The organism is Phycisphaerales bacterium (assembly GCA_035627955.1).
In the GTDB taxonomy this organism is placed as follows: Bacteria; Planctomycetota; Phycisphaerae; order Phycisphaerales; family UBA1924; genus JAEYTB01.
This window is the reverse complement of record DASPKU010000019.1, coordinates 302,430-328,436: the sequence shown is the minus strand read 5'-3', so window position 1 is coordinate 328,436 and position 26,007 is coordinate 302,430. Positions and strand designations below refer to the sequence as shown.

Genomic DNA, 26,007 nt, shown 5'->3' with positions numbered 1-26,007 from the left:
GGACCCGCTGGGCAACAGGCTACCGCCCTCACGATCCTGCCGCAACAAGAAATGAAAAGAGCCCGGGGCTGATCCCCGGGCTCCTGCGGTCAGATCTGGATCAAAGGCGGATCAGCAGGGGCTGCCGCCCAGGACGCGGAAGAAGGCCTCGATGTCCTGATCGGTGCCGATGTCCCCGTCACCGTTGAAGTCGGCGCCGCCCTCCCAGCAGCTCGGGCAGCAGTTGCCGCCAAGGCAGGCGAAGAAGGCCTCGATGTCCTGATCGGTGCCGCTATCGCCGTCGCCGTTGAAGTCCTGCGGGCCGCAGGTGGCAGGGGGAGTGGGCACGGGCAGGCCGGCGACCGTGATTGAGGGGATCGTGCCGGGCTTGAACAGGCCCAGCTCGGCGGTGCCGTTTACGGGGGCCACGTCGGTGGTGAAGCCGAAGTTGTACAGCGTGGCCCAGCGGATCGCGTTCGCGTTCGCGTTGGTCGCGTAGGGCTCGGTGGAGAAGGTCAGCGTGGTGCCGCTCTTGCTCATCGTCCAGTTCGCGTTGCTGTAGGGCTCGCCGGAGTGGTACTTGGGGGCCCGGAAGAAGTAGTCGGACACCGTCGCGCCCGCCGGGACGTTGAAGCTCAGCGTGCCCGCGCCCCGGTCGCTGTTGTGGTTGTACACCGCGTATTCATACCGCCACAGGCCGTTGCCCAGGCTGGTGGCCTTTCCCGCCACCCAGAATCGCGAGCGGATGAACGTGCCGGGGAACGCCGGGTTGCCGTTGCCGTCGCGGAAGCCGGTGCTGGGGTTCTCGGTGTCGTCGTGGTCCGCGGTCACCAGGGTGACCGTGCTGTCCGCGGCCTTCCACGCGAAGATGCCGGGCTGCTGCGTCATAGTGTTGCCGACGAAGGTCGGCGTACCGCCCATGCTGCCGGCGCTCAGCTCACGGTAGCTGGCATTGTTGAGCGCATTGGTCGCGACAGTCTGGCCGGGGCGGACGAACTGGGCGTCATCGGCCGTGACATAGAAGGCGTCGGCAAAGAACCGTGTGCCCGCGGGCTGCGCCGTCACGTCCGCGGTGGGCACCTGCAGACGCATCTTGGTGGTAGCGTCCCCGGTGCCGTTGTTGCGGACAAAGGGGGACGTGCCGAGCGTCGGGTGCACGATGCTCTTGGCTCCGAGGTACGTGTGCGTGCCGTTGAGGCTGGCGCCATACGTGTCGGAGCAGTTCACGCCGATGGCGTCGCTCCCAAAGTTCTGGTAGCTCTGCGTGCTCGGGCGCCAGACGTTGCTCGTGATGCACGTGCCGCACCCGGACGAGTTCGTGGACAGGAAGCCGTGCTTCAGCCAGCTCTGGCCGAGCTGCTCGAAGCGCTGGTAAGTCCCCCCGCCCGGGGCCGTGTAGGACTTGAGCCGGTAGATGTTCTGGCTGATGACCGGGTGACGGGTGGTGTCGTAGTCCGGCAGGTAGTTGCTGTTGTCGATCCACAGCACGGGGTAGTCGCCGGGATTACAGGACGTCGTCCCGACGGAGTACGCGGTGACCGTGCCGTCCACGCTGGTGCCGTGGCGCAGCATGTCGGGGATCACGGCCGTGATGACGTCGGGGCCCAGGACCGGCGTGGGGGCGCCCTGGTGCTGCACGGTGAGCACGAACGCGCCGGTGGCAAGGCTGGCGCCGGCGACTCGCACGTAGTACGTCGTGCCCGAGGTGACCGAGAGCGTCACGCGGGATTGCGAGCCGCAGGCGTTGTCGTTGCAGGCCAGCGTCGTCGTCGCCGCGCAGGAGGCCTTGACCGCGATCACGCTGTTGTAGGTGGTGCCGGTGCAGGTGCTGAGAGTGAGCAGGCCGTTGGACGGGGCGATCACGCGGTACCACACGTCGGGCGTGTTCGTCGAACTGCCGCAGCTTCCGGCGGCGTTGTCGACCGTGGCGCCGGCGGTGGTCCCCTCGACCGACTTGGTCTCACCCACGGCGAGGTTGATCAGCTCGGCGCTGGCGCAGTTGTTGTTCGCGGGCTGCGCGAGCGCGCCCGAGGCAAGACACAATGCGGCAATCGCCGCGGGACGGCTCAGACGGACCATGATTGAAGCTCCTGCAAGTCAGACCAGACCGGGAACAGTGACGCTGACCCCCGCGACCCGCTGGGACCTAGGGTAATCAGCAGCATCATCCGCTGCAATGAGAAGAGAAGTTCCCCGGCTGGGCCCAAGTTCGCGGTTCGGACGCCCTTGTTCGGTGTTTGCTCCCCCCGTTCAGGGCCCGCGCTATCTTGGGAAGGTCGCACGGAGCCGCCGGAGCAGGGCCGAAAGCGGAAGGGTGTTGAGAACCTCCGCCTTCGACAGCCACCCGCGCCGGCCCTGCTGCACGCCATAGCGCATGAACTCAAGCTCGCGGGTGCTGTGAGCATCGGTGTTGATCAGGAGCGGGATGCCCAGTCCTCGTGCCTGCATCGCGAGTTCATCGTCAATATCGAGACGGTCCGGGCTGGAGTTGATCTCCAGGAGCTTCCCGTGCTGCTTTACCGCCTTCAGGACGCGGTCGACATCGAACTCGTAGCCGGGGCGCTTGAGCAGCAGCCGCCCCGTCATGTGCCCGATGCACGTGAGGTAAGGGTTGCTCACCGCCCGCAGCAGCCGGGCTGTTTGCTGCTCCTTGTCGAGCCCGAATCGCGAATGGATGGAGCCGATGACGATGTCGAGCGTCGCGAGCGTCTCATCGGAGAAGTCGAGCGAGCCGTCGGCAAGTATGTCGACCTCGGAGCCCTTGAGCACTCTGAAACCCTTGAGCCGACGGTTCATCGCGTCGATCTGTCGGGCCTGCTCGGCCAATCGCTTCTCGTCCAATCCGCGGGTGATTTTGAGGCTCTTGGAGTGGTCGGTGATGCAGAGGTATGAGTACCCCTTGGCTCTCGCGGCGGCGACCATCTCCGACAGCGTGTTCGCGCCGTCGCTGGCCGTGGTGTGGCAGTGGAGATCGCCGCGGATGTCGGCGAGCTCGATGAGCTGGGGCAATGAGCCGTCCGCCGCGGCAGCAACCTCGCCGCGCCCCTCCCGGAACTCGGGAGGAATCCATCCCAGGCCCCTCACTTCGTACCACTCGTCCTCGGTTGCGGCGGGCGCGAAGCGCTTCCGCCCCACTACTCGCCGCACCTCCGCCAGGTGGGCGGATGATCCTGTTTCCTCAGCAAGCGCGTCGCCCCAGTCGCCCTCGCCTGCTCTCCGAACACGCAACTCCGGGCCGGCCGCCAGCCGTGCTGTCACCAGGTTTGGCTTCGCACGCTCGACCCGTGACAGCCCTGCATGGGCCTGCAGAGCCTCGACCAACGCCTCCGCCGTTGCGCACTCCACGACATACGCGAGCGCCCCAACCGTCTCAACGCCACGCCGCACCTCGCCCGCGACTTCGACGCGTCTGACGTCCCGCCCGCCGGCGATCACACGCTCGAAGGTCCCGCTCAGGTACTCCGCGTCGGCCCAAAGCACCTCCTGCGCCCCCGTCAGCCACCGTCGTAGCTGGAATGCAAACTTAGGGTGCACTCCCGAGAGCGCTTCATTGTCCTCCAAGGCTCGTGCCAGCTCCTCGACGCTGCCGACCTTCAGCTCTTCAACGATTCGGCGGGCCTCTCGCAGCGGCACCCCGGCGGCGGCCGCCACCTCCACCGCCACCTTCGACTCCCCGCCACCGAGCCGCTCGGCGGTCTTGAGCCCGCCGGTCTTGATGATCTCGCGGATCGCGCTGGCGATGCTCTTGCCGACGCCCGGCACACTCCGCAGGTCCTCGCCCGCCGTGACCATGCGGGCCACATTCGCCGGGTAGCTCCGAAGGGACGCGGCCGCGTTGCGGTACGCCCGCAGCTTGTAGCGGTCGGCCCCCTGCTCGCGCAGCAGCACCGCCAGCTGCTCCAGCCGGGCCGCCACATCCGAGTTGGTCAGTTCCGCCGCGATGCCTTCATCATGCGTGCATCACCCGGGGTTGGCCACCGTTATACTGAGAGCCGATGCACTCCCCGTGGCCCATCTTCCTGGCCCCGCTGCTGGCGATCCTGCTGGCGCTGACCGGGACACTCCGCGCCACCGGTGGTGTGCTGGTGATCCCCCACCATCACGACCACCACCGCCAGCACAGTGGCGGGGAGCACCATCATGACCGCCTGCACGCCCACACCCATGACCACAGGGACGGCGGGGATCACCATCATCACCCGTGCGCGGCGCTGCTGTCGTGCACGCAAGACGGAGAACCGCCGCACACTCCGCCGCACGTGCACCTCTCGGACGCTGATCCAATCCTGAGCCGCGCCTGCATCGATGCCGCGGCGTTGGGCCAGAGTGACTTTGGCATTGACATGACGCTCCCGGAGGGCGTGCCCGCGCACGTCTGCTTCTATGTGAGCCCGCAAGCGGAGCGGTCGGCCCCCTCTCGGGCACACGGGGCCTCGAGCCTGTTGCGAACAACGCGCCTGCAGGTCTAGCGGCGCGACACTGCGCGCACGATGAACCAGCCTGGGCGCGATCGCTTCGCCCGCCACCTCCTCAACAACGCGTCGAGTCTCTTCCAAGCATGGAGTCCCTTCCATGACGCCACTTCGTTGCGTCACGTTCGTGCCGCTCGTTACCCTGGTGACGCTCGCCGGCTGCCGGCGTGAAGCTGAGCCCGCGTCCGCACCGGCGACTCAGCACGCCCCCGCGCCAACGAACCGCGTGGACATCCCAGCGTCTGTCCGGCAGAACCTGGGCATTACCTTCGCGAAGGTCCAGAAGCGGGCAGTGGGCCGCACGCTCCGCATACCCGGGAGCTTCGAGGCCCTGCCAACTGCACGCCAGGAGCACCGCGCCCCCGCCCCCGGGCGTGTGCAGCTGCTGGTCAACCCGGCGGCGACGGTGGACTCCGGCACCCCGCTGTACCGCCTCGATACGCCGCGTCTGCGCGAGCTGCAGGAGCGGCTGGCGGAGGCGATCGCGGCCACGTCGCTGGCCACTGCCGGCCTTGATGCCATGGGCCCGTTACGGCAGGCCCACGAGGTGCACGAGCAGAACCTCCGCACCGCCGAGCAGATGTGGGCCGCGCGGGTAGCCAAGCTCGAGGAACTCCGGGCCGCGGGCGCGGGGAGTGGCGCCAACATCGCCGAGGCGCAGGCCGCGCTCGCCGCAGCCCGCGCCGACATCAGCGAGGCCCACGAGAAGCACGCGGAGCTGGACGCCCAGGAGGGCAAGCTACGGGCGGAGCAGAGCGCGGCCACGCTGCGCGTCGAGCTCACGCTGTCCTCGCTCGCATCCCTCACCGGGGTTCCGGTCGGGGAGTTGCAGGGGCTTGCGGGCGGCGGAGCGCCGTCCTGGCGCACGCTGAGCATCGTCGAAGTCCGCGCCACGGCGCCGGGGGCAGTGGAGAACATCGCGGTCTCCAACGGGTCGTGGGTTGACGCCACCGCGCCGGTGCTGAGCGTCGTGGACCCGACGCGTGTGCTGTTTCGGGCTCATGCCCCGCAGGCTGACCTCCGACGCATCACGCCGGGCATGCCCGCGGTCATCGTGCCGCCGATTGGGGACCCGGCTTCCGCGGCGGCTCCCCTCCGGGGAACCCTCGCTATCGCTCCGGTTGCAGACCCGCAGCAGCGGTCGATCGATCTGCTTGTCACTCCCTCATCGCCCATCCCCTGGGCCCGGGCCGGCGTCTCCGGCTTCCTTGAGCTCACGCCTCAGGACGAGGGCAGTAACAGCCAACTCGCAGTACCTGTGCAGGCGGTCGCGCGCGACGGACTTACCCCGATCATCTTCCGGCGCGATCCGAAGAACCCGGACCGCGTCATGCGGCTAGAGGCAGACCTCGGCGAGGACGACGGCCGCTTCGTGGTCGTCAACAGCGGCGTTCGCGAGGGTGACGAGGTCGTGGTCGACGGCGTGTACCAGCTCATGGTGGCGACCAGCGGCACCGCGCAGAAGGGCGGCCACTTCCACGCCGACGGGACCTTCCACGAGGGCGAGGACTAAGCCCTCATGCTCAAGCACCTCATTGCTTTCTCGCTCCGCCACTCCGGCGTGGTCCTGCTGCTGGGGGTTCTGCTGTTGGGGTACGCCTTGTGGCAGCTGCCGCGCACGCCGGTGGATGTGTTCCCGGAGCTCAACGCGCCGACGGTCGTGGTCCTCACCGAGGCGGGCGGGCTCGCCGCCGACGAAGTAGAGCAGTACGTCACCTTCCCCATCGAGACGAGCGTCAACGGATTGCCCGGCGTCCGACGCGTCCGCAGCGCCAGCGCCATCTCCCTTTCCCTGGTGTGGGTCGAGTTCGACTGGGGCACCGACATCTACCGCGCACGCCAGTTCGTGAGCGAGCGCCTCGCCGGTGTCCGCGAGTCGCTCCCCCCCGAGGCCCACTCCGAGATCACACCCGTCACTTCCATCACTGGTGAGTTCATGCTGCTCGCGGTGTCCTCGCCCGACGGCACCGTCTCGCCGCTGGACCTCCGCGCGTACGCCGAGTTTGACCTTCGCAACCGCCTGCTCGCGGTGCCGGGCGTCGCCCAGGTCTCCGCGATCGGCGGCGAACTTCCCGAGTACCAGGTCAACGTCCGTCAGGACCGGCTCGCCCTCTACAACCTCACGGTGCAGGACGTTGCCGAGGCCGCGAAGAACGCCCACAGCACCGCCAGCGCCGGTTACCTGCCCAACGTTGACAGGCAGGAGCTGCCCCTCCGCCAGACGGCCCGCGTGCGTTCCGTGCGCGACATCGAGTCCACCATCGTGTCATTTCACCAGGGCGTCCCGGTCACGATGGGGCAAGTCGCCGATGTAGCCCTGGGCCCTGCCCCCAAGCGTGGCACGGCCTCCAGCGACGCACGCCCCGCGGTGGTCCTCACGCTCCAGAAGAGCCCCGGCACCAACACGCTCGCGCTCACCCGGCAAATCGACGAGGCGCTCGCCCAGCTCGCCCCCAGCGTGCCCAGGGGCATCTCGCTCAACCCCCACGCGTTCCGCCAGGCCGACTTCATCGAGCGCTCGGTGAGCAACGTCGTGCACGTTCTGCGGGACGCCACCATCATCGTCGCGGTCATTCTCGTGCTGTTCCTGCTGAACGTCCGCACGACGATCATCACGCTCACGGCCCTGCCCCTCTCGCTTGCGGTGGCGCTGCTGGCCATGCGCGGACTGGGCCTCTCGCTCAACGTGATGACGCTGGGCGGCCTCGCCGTGGCCATCGGCGTCCTTGTGGACGACGCCATCATCGACGTCGAGAACGTCTACCGCCGCCTGCGCCTCAACGCCGCGCTGCCCGCGGGCGAACGCCGGCCGGTCAACGACGTGGTGTTCGACGCCAGCAACGAGATCCGCCCCTCGATGGTGTTCGCCACCGTGATCATCGTGATTGTCTTCGTGCCCCTGCTCTTCCTGGAGGGGCTCGAGGGCCGCTTCTTCCAGCCCCTGGGCGTGACCTACATCATCTCGATCCTCGCCTCGCTCTTCGTGGCCCTCACCGTCACACCCGCCCTCTGCGGCCTGCTCTTGCGTGGGAAGCTCGCCTCCGGAGACGCCCGGCACGAACTCGGGGAGGGCTTCCTGGTCCGCTGGCTGAAGCGCGGCTACGAGCCCCTGCTCCGCGCCTCGATCCGGCGTCGGGGCGTGGTCCTCACCGCGGCGGTCCTCTCGACGGCGGCCGCACTCCTGCTGGGCCGCACCTTCGGCACCGCCTTCCTCCCCGAGTTCAACGAGGGCTCGCTGACGCTGTTCCTGATGTCCCCACCCGGCACCTCGCTGGAGGAATCGAACCGAATCGCCTCCGGCGTCGAGCGCCGCCTGGTCGGCATCGAGGGCGTCCGCACCGTCACCCGGCGCACGGGGCGAGCGGAACGCGACGAGCACGCCGAGCCCGTCAGCAGCTCGGAGATCGACATCGCCCTGCTGCCCGGGGCCGACAAGGACGCCGTCCGCGAGCACATCGCCGGCTTCGCCGGCTCCATCCCCGGCGTTACCGTTGCCATTGGCCAGCCCATCGAGCACCGGCTCTCGCACATTCTCTCCGGCACCCCCGCGGCCATCGCCATCAACGTCTACGGCGAAGACCTCGCCACCCTCCGCACGCTCGCGCGGCAGATCGAGGCCGAGCTCCGCATGCTGCCGGGGGCTCGCGACGTCACGGCAAACCGCGAGGTGATGATCACCTCCCTCACGATCAGCTATCGCCCGCACGACCTCGCGGCCGCGGGGCTGACTCCGGGCGAAGCCGCGGCGCAGGTGGAGGCGGCGCTCGCTGGCGTTCACGTGGCCGAGGTGAACCAGGGCGTGCGACGCTATGACCTGACCGTGCGCCTCTCGCCCGATCAGAGGGAGAGCGTGGAGCAGGTGCAGGGGCTGCTCCTGCGCAACCGCGCGGGCGCGACCGTGCGGCTGTCGGAGGTCGCAGAAATCTACCCCCAGCGCACCAGTAACCTGATCGCCAGGGAGTCGGCCCAGCGCAAGGCCGTGGTTTCCTGCAACATCGCGCCGGGGTACAACCTTGGCGACCTCATCACGGCCGTGCGTGCCCGCGTGGAGCCGATCGTTCAGCGGGCGGGCTACACCGTGCACTTCGGCGGGCAGTTCGAGGCCCAGCAGTCCGCCAGCCGCACGCTGCTCGTCGCGGGGGCGGGCGTGGCGCTCGCGATGCTCCTGCTGCTCCAGCTCTCAACCGGTTCGCTCCGCGCGGCGCTGCTGGTCATGATCAACCTGCCGCTGGCCATCATCGGCGGGCTGCTCGCGATCTACTTCACGCAGACGCCCGGCGGGCTCGCGGGCGTGTGGCACAACTCGCTCGCGCTGCTGGGCCTCTCCTCCCGCCCTTATCTGCCGCCGGTCATCTCGATTGCCAGCATGGTGGGCTTCATCACGCTCTTCGGAATCGCCGTGCGCAATGGCATCCTGCTGGTCAACCATTATCAGCATCTCATGCAGCACGAAGGCAAGCCACTGGCCGAGGCCGTGGTGCAGGGCTCGATGGAGCGCCTTGTCCCCATCCTCATGACCGCGCTCGCCGCGGCGTTGGGGCTGGTTCCGCTCGCACTCGCCGCAGGTCGCCCCGGGAGCGAGCTACTCGCACCGCTCGCCCTCGTCGTGCTCGGCGGCCTGCTCACATCGACGTTCCTCAACCTGGTCGTCGTGCCCGCGGGGTACGCCCTCATCTTCGGCCCTGACACCGGGGCTATCTCCAACAACGAATCCATGCTCGGGCGCGTAACCCGGGCCTTCCGCAGGCGTCCAACCAGCACCAGTACCGGAGACTGAACCATGAGACTCGCCCTGGCCACTCTCGCCGCATCCACCCTGCTCCTCACCGGCTGCAAGGACAAGTCGCCGCCTGCGAACACCACGCCCGCCCCGCAGGGCAGCAACACCGCCCCCAAGCACGACCACCCGCATGATGACGGCCACGACCACGGAAAGGCCGCGGTCGAGCTTGGCTCCGCGTCGATCGGACCTTACACGGTGCGTGCATCGCGCGAACAGGGCGAGCTCAAGGCGGGCAGCGATGCTCCGATCGACCTGTGGGTCACGGGCGACCCGGCGCCCGCGGCCGTGCGATTCTGGATCGGCTCCCAGGATGCCGCCGGGTCGGTGAAGGCGAAGGCCGAGATCGAGGACGCCAAGGACCCCACGCACTGGCACACCCACGCCGAGGTCCCCGACCCCCTGCCCGCGGGTGCGCAGCTCTGGGTGGAGATCGAGGACGGCAAGGGGGTGAAGCATCTCGGCGCGTTCGACCTGAAGCGTTGAGCAGGGCCTGCCCGCTCTCAGTGTCGCTCAATACTCCAAAGCCACGCCCCCGAACGCCCGATATCGTCCCTCACGATGTCACTCTCCACCACGTGCCCCAATGTCCGGCGGATCGGTGTGCTCACTGGCGGCGGGGACTGCCCCGGCCTCAACGCCGTCATCCGCGCCGTCGCCAAGGACGCCCTCAACTGCGGCGTCGAGGTTGTGGGCATCGAGGACGGGTTCCTCGGCCTCATTGAGAACCGGGTGCGACCGCTCACCGACACCGACCTGTCGGGCATCCTCACCATGGGCGGGACGATCCTGGGCAGCAACAACAAGAGCAACCCCGAAAAGCACGCGGTGGGCCGCAACACTGACGGCTCCCTCATTTACAAGAACGTGATGGACGAGTGTCTGAACACCATCAAGCAGCACAAGGTGCAGGCCCTTGTCGTCATCGGCGGCGACGGCACCATGACCGGCGCCGCCAAGTTCGCCAAGCGCGGCCTGCCCGTCGTCGGCGTGCCCAAGACCATCGACAACGACATCATGGGAACCGAGATCACCTTCGGCTTCCAGACCGCCGTGTCAACCGCGGCCATGGCCCTCGACCAGGTCCGCACCACCGCCGACAGCCACCACCGCGCCATGGTGGTCGAGGTCATGGGCCGCAACGCGGGCTGGATCGCCCTGCACGCGGGCGTGGCCTCGGGCTCGGACGTGATCCTGATCCCCGAGGTCCCCTTCACGCTGGAGAGCGTGTTTGAGAAGGTGCGGCAGCGGAGCAGCATGGGCAAGCGCTCGAGCCTCTTGTGCGTGAGCGAGGGGGCCAAGCTGGTGGGCGGGCGGCAGATCGTGGCCCGCGTGGTGGATACCAGCCCCGACCCCATCCGCCTGGGAGGCATCGGCAAGTACCTCGCCGACCAGATCGAGGACCAGACCGGCGTCGAGAGCCGCTACGTCGTGCTCGGCCACACTCAGCGCGGCGGCACGCCGGTGGCCGCGGACCGTGTGCTCAGCACGCTGCTGGGCCACCACGCCATGACGCTGCTGCGCGAGGGCAAGGCGGGGCGGATGGTGGCCGTGCAGAAGGGGCAGCTGACCGACATCGACCTCGAAGAACCTGCGGGCAAGCAGCGGCTGGTGCAGGCCGAGACCGAGGCTCTGGTATCGGCGGCCCGGAGCGTGGGTGCGAGCTTCGGCGACTGACCTTTAGCCATTCTCCTGAAGGATGGTCGGCGGCGGGTCCTTCGGAGGCTTGGTGATGTGGTTGCGGGCGTAGTTCAGGCGCCGCATGACACCCCGCCACACCCGCAGCCACTCGCGGCAGGCGCGGTGGCACACGGTCCCATGGTCATTCGTGAGCGGCCGCTTGTGGCGGATCCATTCGTGCACGCGCGGGTGGCTTCCCTGCAACGCACCCATCATCCGGCCCCACGTGTGCGGCCCCATGCAGTCGTGGTAGTGCAGCACGGTCGCCCCGCGCATGCGCGCAGCGTCCATCATCCAGGGCGTGATCAGCGTGGTATGGAAGTTGCCGTCGTGGCTCAGCGTCCGCCGGTTCAGCCGCCTTCGCAGCACCGTGATCCCCAGCGTCGCCTGCTCCCCGAAGTGCACCTCGGTGTGGCAGGTGCTCACCCCTCGGTCCAGGAACCGCACGCAGTCATGCTCGAAGTCCCGTCCCAGCGCGCACGTGCGCCGGTACGCGAAAAGCCCGCTGTTCAGGTAGTAGCGAATGGGCTGGTTGTCGTACGTGAAGCACCAGGGCATCCGCTCGAACTCAACCCCGAACTCGGCGCACATCCGCGCCCAGAAGGGGTCGTGCGGGTCGTCCTCGCCGGTGGACCCGATCACGCCCGTGTCGGGCTGCCCCACGAACTCCTCGCCGGGGGCGAGCTCCAGCTCGTGCGGCTCATCCAGGAAAAGGATGTCGCTGTCGGCCCAGATGATCGTCTCGGCACGCGACAGCTGCTCACCCCAGAACAGCGCGTGCGGCTTGTTCATCAGGTGGTGCCACCGGTAGCGCCTGCGGTAAGGGATATCGACGAGGGTGGCGCGCAGCTCCCGCAGGCGCGCCCTCGTGGAGGCGAGCAGCGGCGGGCTTGGGCGCGACACCGCCAGCAGCACCTCGCACGCGGCGAACCGCCCGCCGAAGAGCCGCAGGCTCTCCACCATCCGGAGGGTCTGCTCCTCCAGCTGCCCTGATTCGATGCAGGCGACAAGCGTCGTCGGAGCGAGTGGCCCTGGTAAGGTGGACGGAGTCGGAGAGGGTCGAACGCACGGGCGCGGAGCGATAGCCGCGTCCTCGACACGACGTGATGTCGATACGGTCATTCCTTGCGGAATCCGGCCCGCGAGTAGTAGAGCCTCCTCTGCACGCCGCGGCAGAGGCGGAAGGCTTCACGAACGCCGCGCCAGACCCCGCGGGTGGGGTCGGTCACGGGCCCCTCACTTTCAAGCCAGTCGTGGACGTGAGGATGGGTCTGGCGCAGAACCTCCATGAGCCGTCCCCAGGTGTGCGGCTCCATGGCGTCGTGGTAGTGCATGATGCGCAGGTCGCGGATGACGTGCGGCTGGATGAGCTCGGGCTGGCGGCTGGTCAGGTTGAAGTTGTTGGGGTGCGTGAGCACGCGCCAGCGGAGCTTGCGCCGCACGACCGTCAGACCGATCGACGCCTGCTCGATCAGGTGCGCCTCGATGTGCTTCTTCGGGATCAGCCCATCGAGCAGCGACTCGCAGTCTTCGAGCAGGTCGCGGGCGAGATTGAGGTCCCGCCGCCAGGTCATCACGCCGCTGTTGATGTACATCCGGATGCGGGCGGACTCCTCCGCGGTGATGACCCAAGGCAGGTCGTCGGCCTTCAGCCCGAGGCGCGACGACGCCCGCTGCCAGAACGCGTCGTTTGGGTCCTGCGCCCCCTGCGAGCCGAGGATCCCCATGCTGGGCATTGCGGTGAAGTCCTCACCGGGCTCCAGGAACATCCCCGTCGGCTCACGCAGCACGATCAGGTCGCTGTCCAGCCAGGAGATTGTCTCGGCGCTAGTGAGCGGCTCGACCGCGACCAGGGAGTGCAGCTTGTGGAGCAGGTGCTGCCACACATACCGGCGGTTGGTGCGGTCGATCACGACCCGGACGCCGAGCCTCTCCAGACGCCGGCGGGTCTCCCTGCGGAGCGGCGCCCCGCGCCGGGCGTTTACCGCGAAGACCTCCGCGTCCGCCAGCCGCCCTCCCCACCGCCGCAGGCTCTCCACCATCCGGACCGTCATTGGCTCCAGCGGCCCGGCCTCGATGCAGGCCACCACGGCCATGGTGGGCACCCGCGCGGGTGGTGAGTCGACGGGTGTGACGCGTGTGGCTTGGATGGTGGTCATGGCGTTGCGGGGGCCGGGTGACTGCTCCATTTCACCATACAGCGGTGTGGCAACGCCGCCAATGCAAGGTCATAAGTCGCTGCGGTGCTTGGGCCTGTGCGATCACGATTCCATCAGACGCTGGACGGGGCGCCTCTATGTGGAACGTACGCGCATCGAGAAAATGTGGCGGTCGGCGTGGATATCAGTAACCTTTTTCATGGCCCCAGGCACGGGCTGGATGCCTTGTGCCCAGCGAAAGGTGAACGGTGGGAGAGCACCTCAACGGGACAGCACAAGGGGGTTTACGGCGGGCGCGGGTGTGCATGCTGTCGCAGCGGCGCCTGCACCCGGACGTCTCACGCTGCTGCAACTACGAGCTCGAGGACGTCGTCTGCGCCATGGACAGCGTCGACATGGTCGCGCCGCAGATCACCCGCGCCGGGGACATCGCCGACCGCGGCCTGCGGAAGGTCTCGCGTGTGCTGCCCGTCGCCGCACGCCTTAACCCATTCCCGGTCACCACTCTTGAGCGTGATTACGACCTGTTCTTCGCCAGCTTCCAGTTCATGAGCGACGTGCTGTCGCTCAACGCCGTGCGGGGGTGGCGGAAACGTTGCCGCACCGCGGTGTGCGTCATCGACGAGCTGTGGGCCGGGCGCGTCCGCGAGGTCCGCGGCCTCATGCGGCTGCTGGACCAGTTCGACCACGTGTTCCTGGGCTGCCGCGGCTCGCTGGAGCCCTTCGCCCGCGCGAGCACCGCCAAGGCCTCGTACATGGCCCCGGGCGTCGACGCGATCACCTTCTGCCCCTACCCGCAGCCGCCTGAGCGCAGCATCGACGTATTCAACATGGGGCGCCGCTCACCGGTCACCCACGCCGGGCTGGCGGAGTGGAGCCGCCGCAAGGGCCGCTGGTACATCTTCGACACCGTGCACCTCCGGACCTTCCAGAACCACGCCGAGCACCGCCAGGCGCTGGCGAACTCCATCAAGCGGACCAAGTTCTTCATCGCCAACCAGGCGAAGTTCAACCGCGGGCACGAGACGCTGGGCCAGGCAGAGGTCGGGTTCCGCTTCTTTGAGGGCACCGCAGGCGGCGCGGTGCTCGTGGGCAACCCGCCGGAAACGCCCCACTTCGAGCAGCTCTTCGGCAAGGACATCATGGTCGCGGCTCCGAGCGAAACGGCGGACCTGGGACGCGTGCTTGAGGACCTGGAGCGCGACCCCGAGCGGCTGGAGCGGATGCGCCGGCAGGGCGTCCGCTGCGCCCTGCTGCGGCACGACTGGCTGCACCGGTGGAAGGAAGTGCTCAAGGTCGCCGGGCTGGAGCTGCTGCCCGCCGCGATCGAGCGCGAGGCCCGCCTCCGGCAGCTGAGCGCGTTCGTGGAGGAGGCGCCCCAGGCGGAGATCGAGGTGCGCGCCGGCGCGGCCCTCGCAGGTGCGCTCTCAAGGTGAGCGGGCGGCTCCCCATCGTGGTCGTCGGGGGCGGCATCGTCGGCCTCGCCACGGCTTGGACGCTGCTGATTCGGCACCCCGGCCTCCGGGTCGTCGTGCTCGAGAAGGAAGACGGCGTCGCCCGCCACCAGAGCGGCCACAACTCCGGCGTCATCCACTCGGGCGTCTACTACAAGCCGGGCTCTCTCAAGGCCATCAACTGCCGGCGCGGCAAGCGGATGCTCGAGGAGTTCTGCAGCCGCGAGGGCATCCGCTTCCGCACCTGCGGCAAGGTGATCGTCGCGATTGATGAGTCGGAGCTGCCGCGCCTGGAGCTGATCCACGAGCGTGCCCGGGCCAATGGCTCGCCCTGCCGCTTGCTGGCTCGTGAGGAGCTCCGCGAGGTCGAGCCGCACGCGGCCGGCGTCCGGGCCCTGCACGTGCTGGACACCGGGATCATCAGCTACCCAGCAGTGTGCGAGCGGCTGGTCGAGCTTATCCACGAGCTCGGCGGCGAGGTCCGCACGGGCGTCTCGGTCGAAGCCATCGACGAGCGAGGCGATCAGGCCACCATCACCACGAGCGCCGGCGAGCTGACCGCCCGCTTCGTCGTCACCTGCGCCGGCCTGCACAGCGACCGCCTCGCCCGCGCCAGCGGCCTTGAACCACGGGTGCGCATCCTGCCCGTCCGCGGCGAGTACTACATGCTCCGCTCGCAGGCGCGTGCCCTCTGCCGCGGCCTCATCTACCCCGTGCCCGACCCGCGCTTCCCCTTCCTCGGCGTGCACCTGACGCGCACCATCGACGACCACGTGGAGTGCGGCCCCAACGCCGTGCTCACGCTTGCCCGCGAGGGCTACACCGGCCTGGACGTGAGCGTCGAGGACCTCGCGGAGATGATGGCCAGCGGGGCCGTGTACCGCTTCATCGCCCGCCACTGGCGTTACGGCGTCGGCGAGCTCTGGCGCTCCCTCTCCAAGCGGGCGTTCACCTGCGCCCTGCGTCGGCTCGTGCCCGACCTCCGCGAGGACGACCTCGAGCCCGCGCCCGCCGGCGTGCGCGCCCAGGCACTGGCAGAGGATGGCTCGCTGGTCGACGACTTCCTGTTCGTCGAGGGGAAGCGTTCACTGCACGTGTGTAACGCCCCCTCACCCGCGGCCACCTCATCGCTGAGCCTGGGGCTCACCATCTGCGAGAAGGTTGAGGATCGGCTGGGTGTATCGAAGCCGCTGGAGCGGGCGGCGGTTTGAGGCGCAACTGCCGCCGCGCCGGCACCCAGCTCATCGATTTCCGGGACGATCGCCTCCGATCACGTCCCCAGGCCAACAACCTTCGTCTTCACGCCCATGCTATCGATCTGGGCGGTGATTTCCGGGGTGTAGATCGGGTTCATCACGATCACGAGGCTTGGCCGAATCTCCTTGATCGACTCTGGCGCGACGATCGCATGCCCGCTCCCCGCAATAAAGGTGCCCTGGCGGTGCGGGTTGATGTCCACCACCGCGCTCACCTCGTCCCGCAGCGCCAGCGTTGTCAGGAACGACACGGCCTTGGACCCCGAGCCCCACAGCACCACGCGCTCTCCCTTCGCGGCGGCCGTCGTCACCTGCGAATACCAGTAGGTCAGGGATTCGCGGAACGTCTCTGTCGAGGCCTCGATGAGCTTGCACACCTCGGCCGGGTCCTGCATGCCGGTAGGAGGCGTCGGCTGGAACTTCGCGGCCGCGGGGTAGCCGGTCAGCATCAGGTACTGGTCGGCGAACTCCAGCCACACGTTGTGCACGAGGAAGTTAGCGTGGTCGAACACACGGGCGAGCGACGCAGGACTGAAGTACGAGCAGTGCTCGTAGTACAGGTCCCAGAAGGCGCCCTCCTTCAGCTCGCGCACGACGTCGGGCACCTCGAAGAACATCAGCGTGTTGAACCGGTCCCCCGCCGCCCGCCGGATGGTGCGCATGAACTCAGCGGGCTGGTGGATGTGCTCCAGCGTGTGCCGGCAGCAGATCAGGTCCGCGTCAAGGTGCGTGTACTTTTCGCAGTAGAAGTCCTGGATGAAACGCAGGCGGTCCTTGGCGGTCGAGTTCAGCCGCTCGGGCCGGTACGCGGGGTCCAGCCCCACGCCCGAGGCCATGCCCTGCTCCACCAGCATCGCCAGGAACTCGCCCTTGCCGCAGCCAACCTCGAGCGCCGTCTTCCCCTGCAGGCTGAACCCGGTCACCATCCGCTTGGCGAGGTCCTCCGCGAAGCGGCGGAACGTCGGCGAGAAGCCCTGTGTCTCCTCGTACCGCACCGAGTACTCGTGCACCCTGGGGTCGAACGCCGCGTTGGTGATGAAGCTGCACGAGTCGCACCACGCCAGGGCGAGCTGCCCGCGTGGGTATGCCAGGGCCGCCTCGCGCGTGGGCATCAGCAGGCAGCTGTGCACCGGCACGCTCTCGACGCGGTAGAAGATCGTCAGCCCGCGCGACTCACAGTTGGGGCAGGTGAGCTCGGGCTTGTGGGTGCGCTCGAGGGAAACGCCCGCGGGCAGCGTGGCGGGCGTGCGGTTAGCGGCGGTGGGCATGACCATGAGCTCCAGGACTCAGACGACCGTGGGCGAAGGAATCGGGATGATGAAGCGGCCACCCCGCTCGTGATAAACAGACTGCTGGGCCATGATTTCGGTCTTAATGTTCCACGGCAGCACCAGCGTGTCATCCGGCATCCGCTCCAGCAGCGCCTCAGGGGCCAGGATCGGCACCCGCACGCCGGGCATCAGCTTGCCCTGTTTGTGCGGGTTGCGGTCCACCACAAAGTCGATCACCGAGCTGTCCAGCCCTGCGAAGTTGAGCAGCACCGCCCCCTTGGCCGCGGCTCCGTACGCCGCAATCCGCCGCCCCGCGGCCTTGCGCTCCGCAATCAGGCTGCGAAGCTGCTGCGTCACCGCGCGGGCGCGGTCGGCAAAGTCCGCGTAGTACCCGTGCCCGAGCAGCCCAAGCTGCTTCTCCTCATCCAGAGCCGTGCCCACGCTCTCGGGCATCGCCACGCCCGCCTGGAACGTCAGCCGCAGCGACCCACCGTGGATCGAGAGCCGCTGCGCCCGCACCAGCGTGAGGCCATGACGCGCGAACAGCTTCGCGGCCGAGGTCATCGAGAAGTAGCACAGGTGCTCGTGGTAGATGGTGTCGAACTCGTTGTGGTCGATCAGATCGCGGACGTAGGGCATCTCTACCACCGCGATACCCTTTGGCTTGAGGATGCGGGCGATGCCCGCGACGAACCCGTTGGTGTCGGCCACGTGCGCCAGCACGTTCTTACCGATGACCACATCTGCGAGCGTGCCCCGGGTCGCGAGCTTCTCCGCCAGAGCGGTGGTGAAGAAGTCATTGATCGTGGGCACGCCGATCCTCTCGGCCGCGCGGGCGGGCCCGGGCGCAGGATCGATACCCAGCACCGGGATTCCGTGCTCGACGAAGTTCTTCAGCAGGTACCCGTCGTTGCTGGCAAGCTCGACGACCAGGCTGTCCTTCGTCAGCTTCTGCCGGTCGATCAGCTCCAGCGCGTGCTCGCGCGAGTGCCGCAGCAGTGTCTCTGAGTACGACGAGTAGTACGGGTATTCCGCGTCGAACACCACCTCGGGCGCGACCGTCGTCAGGATCTGCACCAGCGAGCAAGAGGGGCAGAACGCCACCTCCAGCGGGTAGCGCGGCTCTTCCTCCTCGCCGCGCGGGTCAACGAGCCGATCCGCGAGCGGCATCATCCCAAGGTCGAGCACGGGCCGCAGCCCCTGGAGCGAGCACGAGCGGCACGTCGCCGCCGCGCACGTACGGGCAAAGGCTTCGGGAGTGGGCTGGGCAGTCGGCAGCGGGGCAGTGGTCAGCACGGCGGCGGATCCCTCTCAAGTTGGTGTGGTCTGTCACTTGGCGCCGACGGGCGCGCCGACCTTCCGCAGGTCCTCGTTCAGCACGCCCTCGCGGATGAGCTGCTTGATGTGGGCGATCCGCTGGTACCGCGGCCCTTCGAACTCCTCCAGCGTCACGCCGTGGTCGAGGTACGCGTCCCGCAACTGCTCCGCCCCCAGCTTCGCCGTCCAGCGCGGCTGGAACTCCGGCAGCACCCGCGCGATCTTCTCGAACGAGACGCGGTAGTTGCGGGTGTCAGGGCTCGCCCCTTGCGCGAACTCGACCTGCGCCTTCGGGATCACCTGACCCACGATGTTGGCCAGGTCCCGGACCTGGTAGTTCTCGCCCGTGCGCCCGACGTTGAACGCCTGGTTGAACACCACGCCCCGCGGCGCCTCCAGTGCCGCGAGGAACGCGCGGCTGATGTCCTGGATGTGCACCACCGGCCGCCACGGGCTGCCGTCACTCTTGATATGGATCTTGCCCGTTGAGTGCGCCCACGCCACCAGGTTGTTGATGACGAGATCAAACCGCAGACGCGGCGACAGCCCGTACGCCGTGGCCGGCCGCAGGATCACCGGGCAGAAGCGCTCGTCCGCCAGCGCCCGCACCTCGCCCTCGGCCATCACTTTCGACTTGCCGTACGGCGTCACAGGGTTCAGGGCCCCGTCCTCGTCCAGCATGTCGCTCCCGCCCGCCCCGTAGTTGCTGCACGAGGAAGTGAACAGGAACCTCCGAACGCCCGCCTCTCTCGCCAGCGCCGCCAGCCGAACCGACGCGCGGTAGTTGATGTCGAAGGTCAGCTCGGGCCGGAAGTCGCCCAGCGGGTCGTTGGACAGCCCCGCAAGATGGATCACCGCGTCAAAGCCGACAAAGTCCGCCACCTCCGCGTCGCGGATGTCCTTGATGGTCGTCGGCACCTGGGTGATGCCTGACTCCGGCCCGAACGTGCACCGCTCGTACAGATCGACGTCCATCCCGTGCACTTCATGCCCCGCGGCCAGGAGCATGGGGACCATCACCGTGCCGATGTAACCCAGGTTGCCCGTCACCAGTACCTTCATCTCAATCCTCCAGACGTCCGTGTCTCAGCCTCGGACTGCTTAGCGCCAGACCTTCCAGGGTGCCTCGCCGCTCTCCCACTGCTCATTGAGCCGCACCTTGTCCCGCAGCGTGTCCATGCACGACCAGAACGAGGTGTGCTTGTACGCCATGAGCTGCCCGTCTCGCGACAGCCGCTCCATGGGCCCCTTCTCCCACTGGGTGTCGTCGCCGTCGATGTAGTCCATCACCTCAGGCTCGAGCACGAAGTACGCCCCGTTGATCCAGCCCTCGGCGGTCTGCGGCTTCTCGCTGAACTCGCACACCTTGTCGCCGTCGAACTGCAGGTGGCCGAAGCGGGCGGTGGGCCGCACCGCCGTGACCGTGGCCAGCTTGCCGTGCGAGCGGTGGAACGCGAGCAGTTGCTTGAGGTTGACGTCGGAGACGCCGTCGCCCCACGTCAGCATGAAGGTCTTGTTGTTGATCAGGTGCCGCAGCCGCTTGATGCGCCCGCCCGTGTTTGTGTGCTCGCCGGTCTCGACCAGATCGACGACCCAGTCGGGGATGTGGTTGGTGTTGCGGGTGACCTTGGCGGTGGCGGTTCTGACGGTGATATCGCCGTGCAGGGTGCACATGCTCTGGAAGTACTCTTTGATCAGGTGGCCCTTGTAGCCCAGGGCGATGCCGAACTCGCGGAAGCCGTAGTGCGAGTAGTGCATCATGATGTGCCAGAGGATCGGCTTGCCGCCGATCTCAACCATCGGCTTGGGGCGCGCGACGGTTTCTTCGGAGAGGCGGCTACCGACCCCTCCGGCAAGGATGAGTACTCTCGTGTCCACGTTGTCCTCCCCACGGCTTCCCGTTTGCCGCAGGCTCCCGTGTTAATGCGGAAGCGACGTTCACCATACAACGCAGGCGAGTGGCCGCAAACACAATCGTGGTGCCGGGTGATCGGCTGCGTTTACTTAAGGTGCAAGTACCGTGCGGCGTTCGGCTTGCGCCATGAACGCGGGCTCAACGCGGCGTGCAAATGTGCTGGACGCTCACCTGGGTTATGGATTTGACGTACGCGCCCGGCCCGCCAATCCTCAGGTGGCCGTTACTCGTTTGGGCGGGTAGCTCAACGGCTAGAGCATTCGCCTTACACGCGAAGGGTTCGGGGTTCGAATCCCCGCCTGCCCACTTTCTTCTCTCCCGTGAGCCAGCCGTCCCCCACTCCTTCTCCCCCGCAGGACCTGCCCCCCGGGCTGCCGATCCTGGAGCGCCGCGGGGACATCGAAGCCGCGCTGCGGTCCTCGCAGGTGGTGATCATCTGTGGAGAAACCGGCTCAGGTAAGACCACGCAGCTCCCGCAGATCTGCCTGGCGCTCGGCCTCGCCCCCGGCCAGGGCAAGGGCGGCATCATCGGCCACACCCAGCCCCGCCGCCTCGCCGCCCGCGCGGTCGCCGCCCGCATCGCCGAGGAGCGCGCCGAGGCCCTTGGCTCCACCGTCGGCGTCAAGGTGCGTTTCAACGACCAGACCAGCCGCGCCACCCGCATCAAGGTGATGACCGACGGCATGCTCCTGGCCGAGCTCGGCAGCGACCCCGAGCTCAAGGCCTACTCCTGCCTCATCATCGACGAGGCCCACGAACGCTCGCTGAACATCGACTTCCTGCTCGGCGTCCTCAAACAACTGCTCCCCCGCCGCCCCGACCTCAAGGTCGTGGTCACCTCGGCCACCATCGACCCCAAACGCTTCAGCGACTTCTTCGCCTCCACCGCGGGCGGGGCCCCAATCATCGAGGTCTCCGGCCGCATGTACCCGGTCGAGGTTCGCTACCGGCCTACCGGCGCCGACGAAGAGACCTTCGACCGCGTGGAGTTCGAGGCGGTCGCGGATGCAGCGGAAGCACTCTGCCGCGCCCCGGGCGGGGGCGACGTCCTGGTTTTCCTGCCCGGCGAGCGCGAGATCCGCCTCGCGGGCGACGCCCTGTCCCGCCGGGGCGTGAACGCGGCCGTGCTGCCGCTGTATTCCCGCCTCACCGACCAGCAGCAGGACCAGATCTTCCACCCAGCCCGCGACGGCCGCCGACGCGTCATCCTCGCGACCAACGTCGCAGAGACCTCGCTCACCGTCCCCGGCATCCGCTTCGTCATCGACACCGGCGTTGCCCGCATCAGCCGCTACGACCCACTCCGCAAGGTGCAGCGGCTGCCTGTCGAGGCCATCTCGCAGGCCTCCGCCAACCAGCGCTCGGGCCGCTGCGGACGCGTCGCGGTCGGCGTGTGCGTGCGCCTCTACTCCGAAGAATCCTTCCGCGCCCGCCCGCGCTTCACCGACCCCGAGATCCGCCGCACCTCGCTCGCCAACGTCATCCTCCAGATGAAGGCCCTCGGACTGGGCGCGGTCGAGGCGTTCCCATTCCTCGAAAAGCCCGACTCCGCGGCCATCAAGGACGGCTACGAAACCCTCTTCGAGCTCGGCGCGATCGACACCGCCGGACCCGACGGACGGCTGACCGACATCGGCCGCCGCATCAGCCGCGTGCCGCTGGACGCGCGCATCGCCCGCATGCTGCTCGGCGCCGCGAGCGAGGGGGTCCTCGACGAAGTCACCACCCTCGCGGCCGTCCTCTCGATCCAGGACCCGCGCGAGCGGCCCATGAGCCGCGCCGAGGAGGCCGATCGGGCCCAGCTCGTGTTCCGCGACCCAACCAGCGACTTCCTCACCCTCCTCAAGCTCTGGGACCAGTACCGGCACGCGGCCGAGTCGATGGGCGGCGGCCAGCTCGCGGCGTGGTGCCGCGAGCACTACCTGTCCGCCGCGCGCATGCGCGAATGGGGCGAGCTGATCCGCCAGCTGCGCGATGTCGTGAAGGACATCGAACTCGAGAGCGCGCCGGTAGGCCCTCAGAGCCCTCCCTTGCAGAACCGCATCCACCGCGCCCTGCTCACCGGCCTCATCACCAACGTCGCCTGCCGCGAGGGCGATGGCTCCTTCGACTACCGCGGCGTCCGCGGCAACGTGGTGCAGGTCTTCCCCGGCTCTGTGCTCTTCAAGAAGGGCCCGAAGTGGATTATGGCCGCGGAAGTGGTGCACACCACCCGCCTTTATGCCCGCACCGTCGCCCGTATCGAACCCGAGTGGATCGAGGAACTCGCCGGCCACATGTTCCGCCGTCAGGTGTGCGACGCGCACCTCGACAAAGCCACCGGAGAGCCCAGCGCCTGGGAGCGCGTCACGATGAGCGGCATCGTCGTCGTCCCGCGCCGGCAGACGCCGCTCGCAGCCATTGACCCGGCGGCCGCCCGCAAGGTGTTCATCCGCGAGGCCCTTGCTGAAGGCCGCTGGGACACCGACCTGCCCTTCATGCTCCACAACCGGCAGGTGATGGACGACGCTCGGCGTGCTGAGGCCAAGCTCCGCCGGCGCGACGTGCTGGCGGACCCCGACGTGCTCGTCGCATGGTTCGAGGAGCGCGTGCCGCCCGAGGTCGTCGATGCGGGCACCTTCACTGCCTGGTACCCGGCCCAGGTGCAGCACGACCCACAAGCGCTGTGCGTCCCCCTGGAGCTGGTGCTGAACGCCGGCGCGAAGGCAGCCCTCGACCCGCACGCCTTTCCCGATGCGCTCCCCATCGACGATGATGAGGGACACCTTGAACTCCCGCTCGATTACACGTTCGCGCAGGGCAAGCCCGAAGACGGCGTGACCGCGACGGTGCAGCTCCGCGACCTCCCCCGGCTGACCACGCAGCGGGCCGCGTGGCTCGTTCCCGGCCTGCTGCCGCAGGTCGTTCTCGCGCTAGTGAAGTCGCTGCCCAAGGGCATGCGTGCCGAGGTCGAACGCAAGGGCAAGGCCGAAGACGTCGCCGCCGGCGCTGCGGAGTTGATGGAGTTCGGCCGCGCCGAGCTTCCCTCCGCGCTCGCCGAAGCGCTCGAGGTCCTCCACGCCCTCAAAATCGACCCCGCCGCCCTCAGCCCCAGCGCGCTCCCGCCCTCACTCCGCCTCCGCGTGCGTGTACTTGACGACGCGGGCGAAGAAGTCGCCGCCGACCGCGACCTCGCCGCCCTCCAGCAGCGCCTCGAAGCCAAGGTCAAGAAAGCCCGCGCCGCCGTGCAGCGCGTCGAAACCGAGCGTCACGGCATCATCACCTGGGACTTCGGCCCGCTCCCGGGCACCTTGTCCACTGGCGGCACCACCAGCGGCTTCGCCGCGCTCACCGACCGCGGCACGTCCGTCTCGCTCACCCTCGTGCCCACACAGACCCAGGCCGCCGCCTACACACTGCTCGCCCTCCGCCGCCTCTTCGCCCTGGCGATCCGCGACGAAGCACAGTACTACGTCGACGCCCTTCCGCAGTGGCACGACATGACCCGCTGGTACGCACAGCTCGGCCCGCCCGAAGAGCTCCGCGAGCACATCATCACCGTCACCGCGGGTCGCGTCTTCATGGAAGGCCAGGCGCCGATCACCACCAATGAGCAGTTCGAAGCGCGCCTGCTCGAGCACGCGGGCCGCCTCGCCGTCGCTACGCGCGAGGTCGGTGAGTCCTTCGCCAAGTGGCTCGAGCCCCGCTTCCTCGTCGCCAAGCGACTCTCCGGCGGCACGCCCAGCATCTGGGCCGAGAGCGTCGCCGACATCCGCGAGCAGGCGGCGTACCTGCTGCCCCGCGGCTTCCTCTCCGTCCTCTGGTGGGAGCGCCTCCGCCACTACCCCCGATACGTGGGCACGATGTGGGAGCGCCTGCTCGCGATGCGCGAAGAAGGACGCGAGGCCAACCTCGCTCCGCTCAAGGTCGTCACGCCGCACTGGAAGCGATACACCGCCTGGCTCGCCGCCGCCATGAGCGACGCTCGCCGCCGCCAGGAAGAGCCTTCAACCGCCACTGCCCCCGCGGGCAAAGGAAAGCCCGCCCTCCCCCAGGCCCGTCGCGCGGCCCCCACCGTCAACGCCGACGCCGGCGAGTGGGCCCTCGCCCCGGGACGCCTGCCGCTCGCGCTTGAGCAGTACCGCTGGGCTGTCGAAGACCTCCGCGTCTCGCTCTTCGCCCCGCACCTCGCGGGCGGCAACGCGCCGAAGCCCGCCGATCTCGATAGGCTCTGGCACCTGGTGCCGCCGGCTGCCTGACCGACGCCGCAAGCACGACCGCACCGGTCGGGAGACCGGTGCCACCACGGATGAACGCCCTCGACCTCATCTACATCCCTGTCGCTCTGATCACCGCCCCCGCATGGGCCGGCAAGAAGCGCCACGGCTGGCGCGAACGCTTCGGCCACACGCCCACACTCCCACCACCTCAGAAAAAACGCATCCTCCTCCACGCCGTCTCCGTCGGCGAGGTCAACGCGCTCCGCACGCTCGTCCCCCTCCTCACACCCCACGCCGAGGTCGTCATCTCCACCACCACCGACACCGGCCTCGCCCGCGCCAGCGAGCTGTTCAAGATGAGCGCCACCGTCGTCCGCTACCCGCTCGACTTCTCCTGGGCCGTCCGCCGCTTCCTCGATTCAGTCAAACCCGACATGATCGCGCTCGTTGAACTCGAAGTCTGGCCCAACTTCGTTCGCGAATGCAGCAGGCGCCACATCCCCGTCTGCATCATCAACGGCCGCCTCAGCGAGCGCTCCTTCAAGGGCTACCGCAGGATCCGCGGCTTCTTCGGACGCCTGCTCAACCTCCTGCACACCGCCGCCGTGCAGGATGACGACTATGCAGCTCGCTTCAAGGCCCTGGGCCTCGCCCCCGACAAATGCATCATCACCGGGTCCATGAAGTGGGACTCCGCCCACATCACCGAGGGCCAGGCCCTCGCCCCCGGCGCCCTCGAGCTCGCCACCGAGATGGGTATCGACCGCCAGCGCCCCCTCATTGTGGCGGGCAGCACCGGCCCCGAGGAAGAGGCCCTCCTCCACGCAGCCTGCCCGCCGGAGGTGCAGTTGCTCTGCGCCCCCCGCAAGCCCGAGCGCTTCGACGAAGCCGCCGCCGCGCTCCCAAGGTGCGTCCGGCGCTCCCAGCGCCCTTCTGGCGCCCCGACAGGCCGACCCGCCGACCGCTTCCTACTCGACACCATCGGCGAGCTCCGCAAGGCCTACAGCCTCGCCGACCTCGTCGTAGTGGGTCGCAGCTTCGGTAACCTCTACGGCAGCGACCCCATCGAGCCCATCGGCCTTGGCCGCCCCACCATCATCGGTCCTGCGGTGGACGACTTCGCCCAGGTGGTGCGTGCCTTCGAGGAGGCCGGGGGTATCGCGCGGGCCACCCGAGAGACGCTTCCCGACGTCCTCCGTGACCTCCTCGCCGACGCCGCCAAGCGGCGCACCCTGGTTGAGCGCGGGCGGGGATGCATCCGCGCTCATCAGGGCGCCAGCCGCCGTCACGCGGAGATCATCCTGCGTTTGGCGGGTGTGGATCACCCGATCGCCTAACGCAACCACCGAAACAACCAAGGCTTACACCAACCGCACCGCACACGCACCCAGGGGTCTGTTGGGGTTTGTCAACGTCCGGGAATATCCTCACGCCAGCCCCACAAAGTCCGACTTGTGCGGCTGGTCAATTTTGAGGATGATCTGCAACAGGTCGTCCGGGGGTCCGTAGGGCTTAGAGCCAGCGG

General features: G+C 68.4%; 17 protein-coding genes and 1 tRNA gene. 10 read left to right on the top strand and 8 right to left on the bottom strand.

Annotated features, from left to right (window positions below):
* Window positions 1-111 precede the first annotated feature (111 nt).
* Together VD997_15985 and VD997_15980 are read right to left on the bottom strand one after the other, a co-directional pair.
* The gene (locus VD997_15985; GenBank protein HYE63490.1) at window positions 112-2,058 is read right to left on the bottom strand and encodes a hypothetical protein; all 1,947 of its coding nucleotides are present in this window, start codon (window positions 2,056-2,058) and stop codon (window positions 112-114) included.
* A gap of 183 nt (window positions 2,059-2,241) precedes the next feature.
* Window positions 2,242-3,894, bottom strand: a complete 1,653-nt coding sequence (locus tag VD997_15980; GenBank protein ID HYE63489.1) for a PHP domain-containing protein — start codon at window positions 3,892-3,894, stop codon at window positions 2,242-2,244.
* An 80-nt stretch (window positions 3,895-3,974) separates the two neighbouring features.
* Here VD997_15980 and VD997_15975 point away from each other — a divergent pair, with 80 nt between their 5' ends.
* The 5 genes from VD997_15975 to VD997_15955 all read left to right on the top strand — a co-directional run bounded on the left by VD997_15975 (window position 3,975) and on the right by VD997_15955 (window position 10,908).
* Window positions 3,975-4,448, top strand: coding sequence for a hypothetical protein (locus tag VD997_15975; GenBank protein ID HYE63488.1), 474 nt, complete (start codon window positions 3,975-3,977; stop codon window positions 4,446-4,448).
* 103 nt (window positions 4,449-4,551) lie between these two features.
* Window positions 4,552-5,964, top strand: a complete 1,413-nt coding sequence (locus VD997_15970) for an HlyD family efflux transporter periplasmic adaptor subunit (protein HYE63487.1) — start codon at window positions 4,552-4,554, stop codon at window positions 5,962-5,964.
* Between the two features lie 6 nt (window positions 5,965-5,970).
* Window positions 5,971-9,228, top strand: coding sequence for an efflux RND transporter permease subunit (locus VD997_15965; GenBank protein ID HYE63486.1), 3,258 nt, complete (start codon window positions 5,971-5,973; stop codon window positions 9,226-9,228).
* 3 nt (window positions 9,229-9,231) lie between these two features.
* On the top strand, window positions 9,232-9,717 hold the full coding sequence (locus VD997_15960; GenBank protein ID HYE63485.1) for a hypothetical protein: 486 nt from the start codon (window positions 9,232-9,234) through the stop codon (window positions 9,715-9,717).
* A 75-nt stretch (window positions 9,718-9,792) separates the two neighbouring features.
* Complete coding sequence (locus VD997_15955) at window positions 9,793-10,908, top strand: ATP-dependent 6-phosphofructokinase (protein HYE63484.1); 1,116 nt, start codon at window positions 9,793-9,795, stop codon at window positions 10,906-10,908.
* A 3-nt stretch (window positions 10,909-10,911) separates the two neighbouring features.
* Here VD997_15955 and VD997_15950 read toward each other — a convergent pair whose 3' ends face one another.
* Both VD997_15950 and VD997_15945 read right to left on the bottom strand, forming a co-directional pair.
* A complete protein-coding gene (locus VD997_15950) occupies window positions 10,912-11,874 on the bottom strand; it encodes a hypothetical protein (GenBank protein ID HYE63483.1) in 963 nt (320 codons plus the stop codon).
* 155 nt (window positions 11,875-12,029) lie between these two features.
* The gene (locus tag VD997_15945; protein HYE63482.1) at window positions 12,030-13,100 is read right to left on the bottom strand and encodes a hypothetical protein; all 1,071 of its coding nucleotides are present in this window, start codon (window positions 13,098-13,100) and stop codon (window positions 12,030-12,032) included.
* 275 nt (window positions 13,101-13,375) lie between these two features.
* Here VD997_15945 and VD997_15940 point away from each other — a divergent pair, with 275 nt between their 5' ends.
* Together VD997_15940 and lhgO are read left to right on the top strand one after the other, a co-directional pair.
* Window positions 13,376-14,506, top strand: coding sequence for a glycosyltransferase (locus VD997_15940; protein ID HYE63481.1), 1,131 nt, complete (start codon window positions 13,376-13,378; stop codon window positions 14,504-14,506).
* Window positions 14,503-15,735, top strand: a complete 1,233-nt coding sequence (lhgO, locus tag VD997_15935; protein ID HYE63480.1) for an L-2-hydroxyglutarate oxidase — start codon at window positions 14,503-14,505, stop codon at window positions 15,733-15,735. The genes VD997_15940 and lhgO overlap by 4 nt, the downstream gene beginning before the upstream one ends.
* A gap of 59 nt (window positions 15,736-15,794) precedes the next feature.
* Here lhgO and VD997_15930 read toward each other — a convergent pair whose 3' ends face one another.
* Genes VD997_15930 through rfbF form a run of 4 tightly spaced genes read right to left on the bottom strand, consistent with a single transcriptional unit; the run spans window position 15,795 to window position 20,246 of the window.
* Window positions 15,795-17,048 (bottom strand): class I SAM-dependent methyltransferase, encoded by a 1,254-nt coding sequence (locus VD997_15930; protein HYE63479.1) that lies wholly within the window; start codon window positions 17,046-17,048, stop codon window positions 15,795-15,797.
* An 18-nt stretch (window positions 17,049-17,066) separates the two neighbouring features.
* Entirely contained in the window at window positions 17,067-18,347 is a 1,281-nt protein-coding gene (locus tag VD997_15925) for a class I SAM-dependent methyltransferase (protein ID HYE63478.1), read from the bottom strand.
* 33 nt (window positions 18,348-18,380) lie between these two features.
* Complete coding sequence (locus VD997_15920; GenBank protein HYE63477.1) at window positions 18,381-19,430, bottom strand: NAD(P)-dependent oxidoreductase; 1,050 nt, start codon at window positions 19,428-19,430, stop codon at window positions 18,381-18,383.
* Between the two features lie 39 nt (window positions 19,431-19,469).
* Window positions 19,470-20,246, bottom strand: coding sequence for a glucose-1-phosphate cytidylyltransferase (rfbF, locus tag VD997_15915; protein HYE63476.1), 777 nt, complete (start codon window positions 20,244-20,246; stop codon window positions 19,470-19,472).
* A 270-nt stretch (window positions 20,247-20,516) separates the two neighbouring features.
* Here rfbF and VD997_15910 point away from each other — a divergent pair.
* From VD997_15910 to VD997_15900, 3 genes are all read left to right on the top strand, one after another.
* Window positions 20,517-20,589: transfer RNA gene (locus tag VD997_15910), tRNA-Val, on the top strand.
* A 14-nt stretch (window positions 20,590-20,603) separates the two neighbouring features.
* Entirely contained in the window at window positions 20,604-24,521 is a 3,918-nt protein-coding gene (gene hrpA / locus VD997_15905; GenBank protein ID HYE63475.1) for an ATP-dependent RNA helicase HrpA, read from the top strand.
* A 50-nt stretch (window positions 24,522-24,571) separates the two neighbouring features.
* The gene (locus tag VD997_15900; GenBank protein ID HYE63474.1) at window positions 24,572-25,819 is read left to right on the top strand and encodes a glycosyltransferase N-terminal domain-containing protein; all 1,248 of its coding nucleotides are present in this window, start codon (window positions 24,572-24,574) and stop codon (window positions 25,817-25,819) included.
* Window positions 25,820-26,007: the final 188 nt, after the last annotated feature.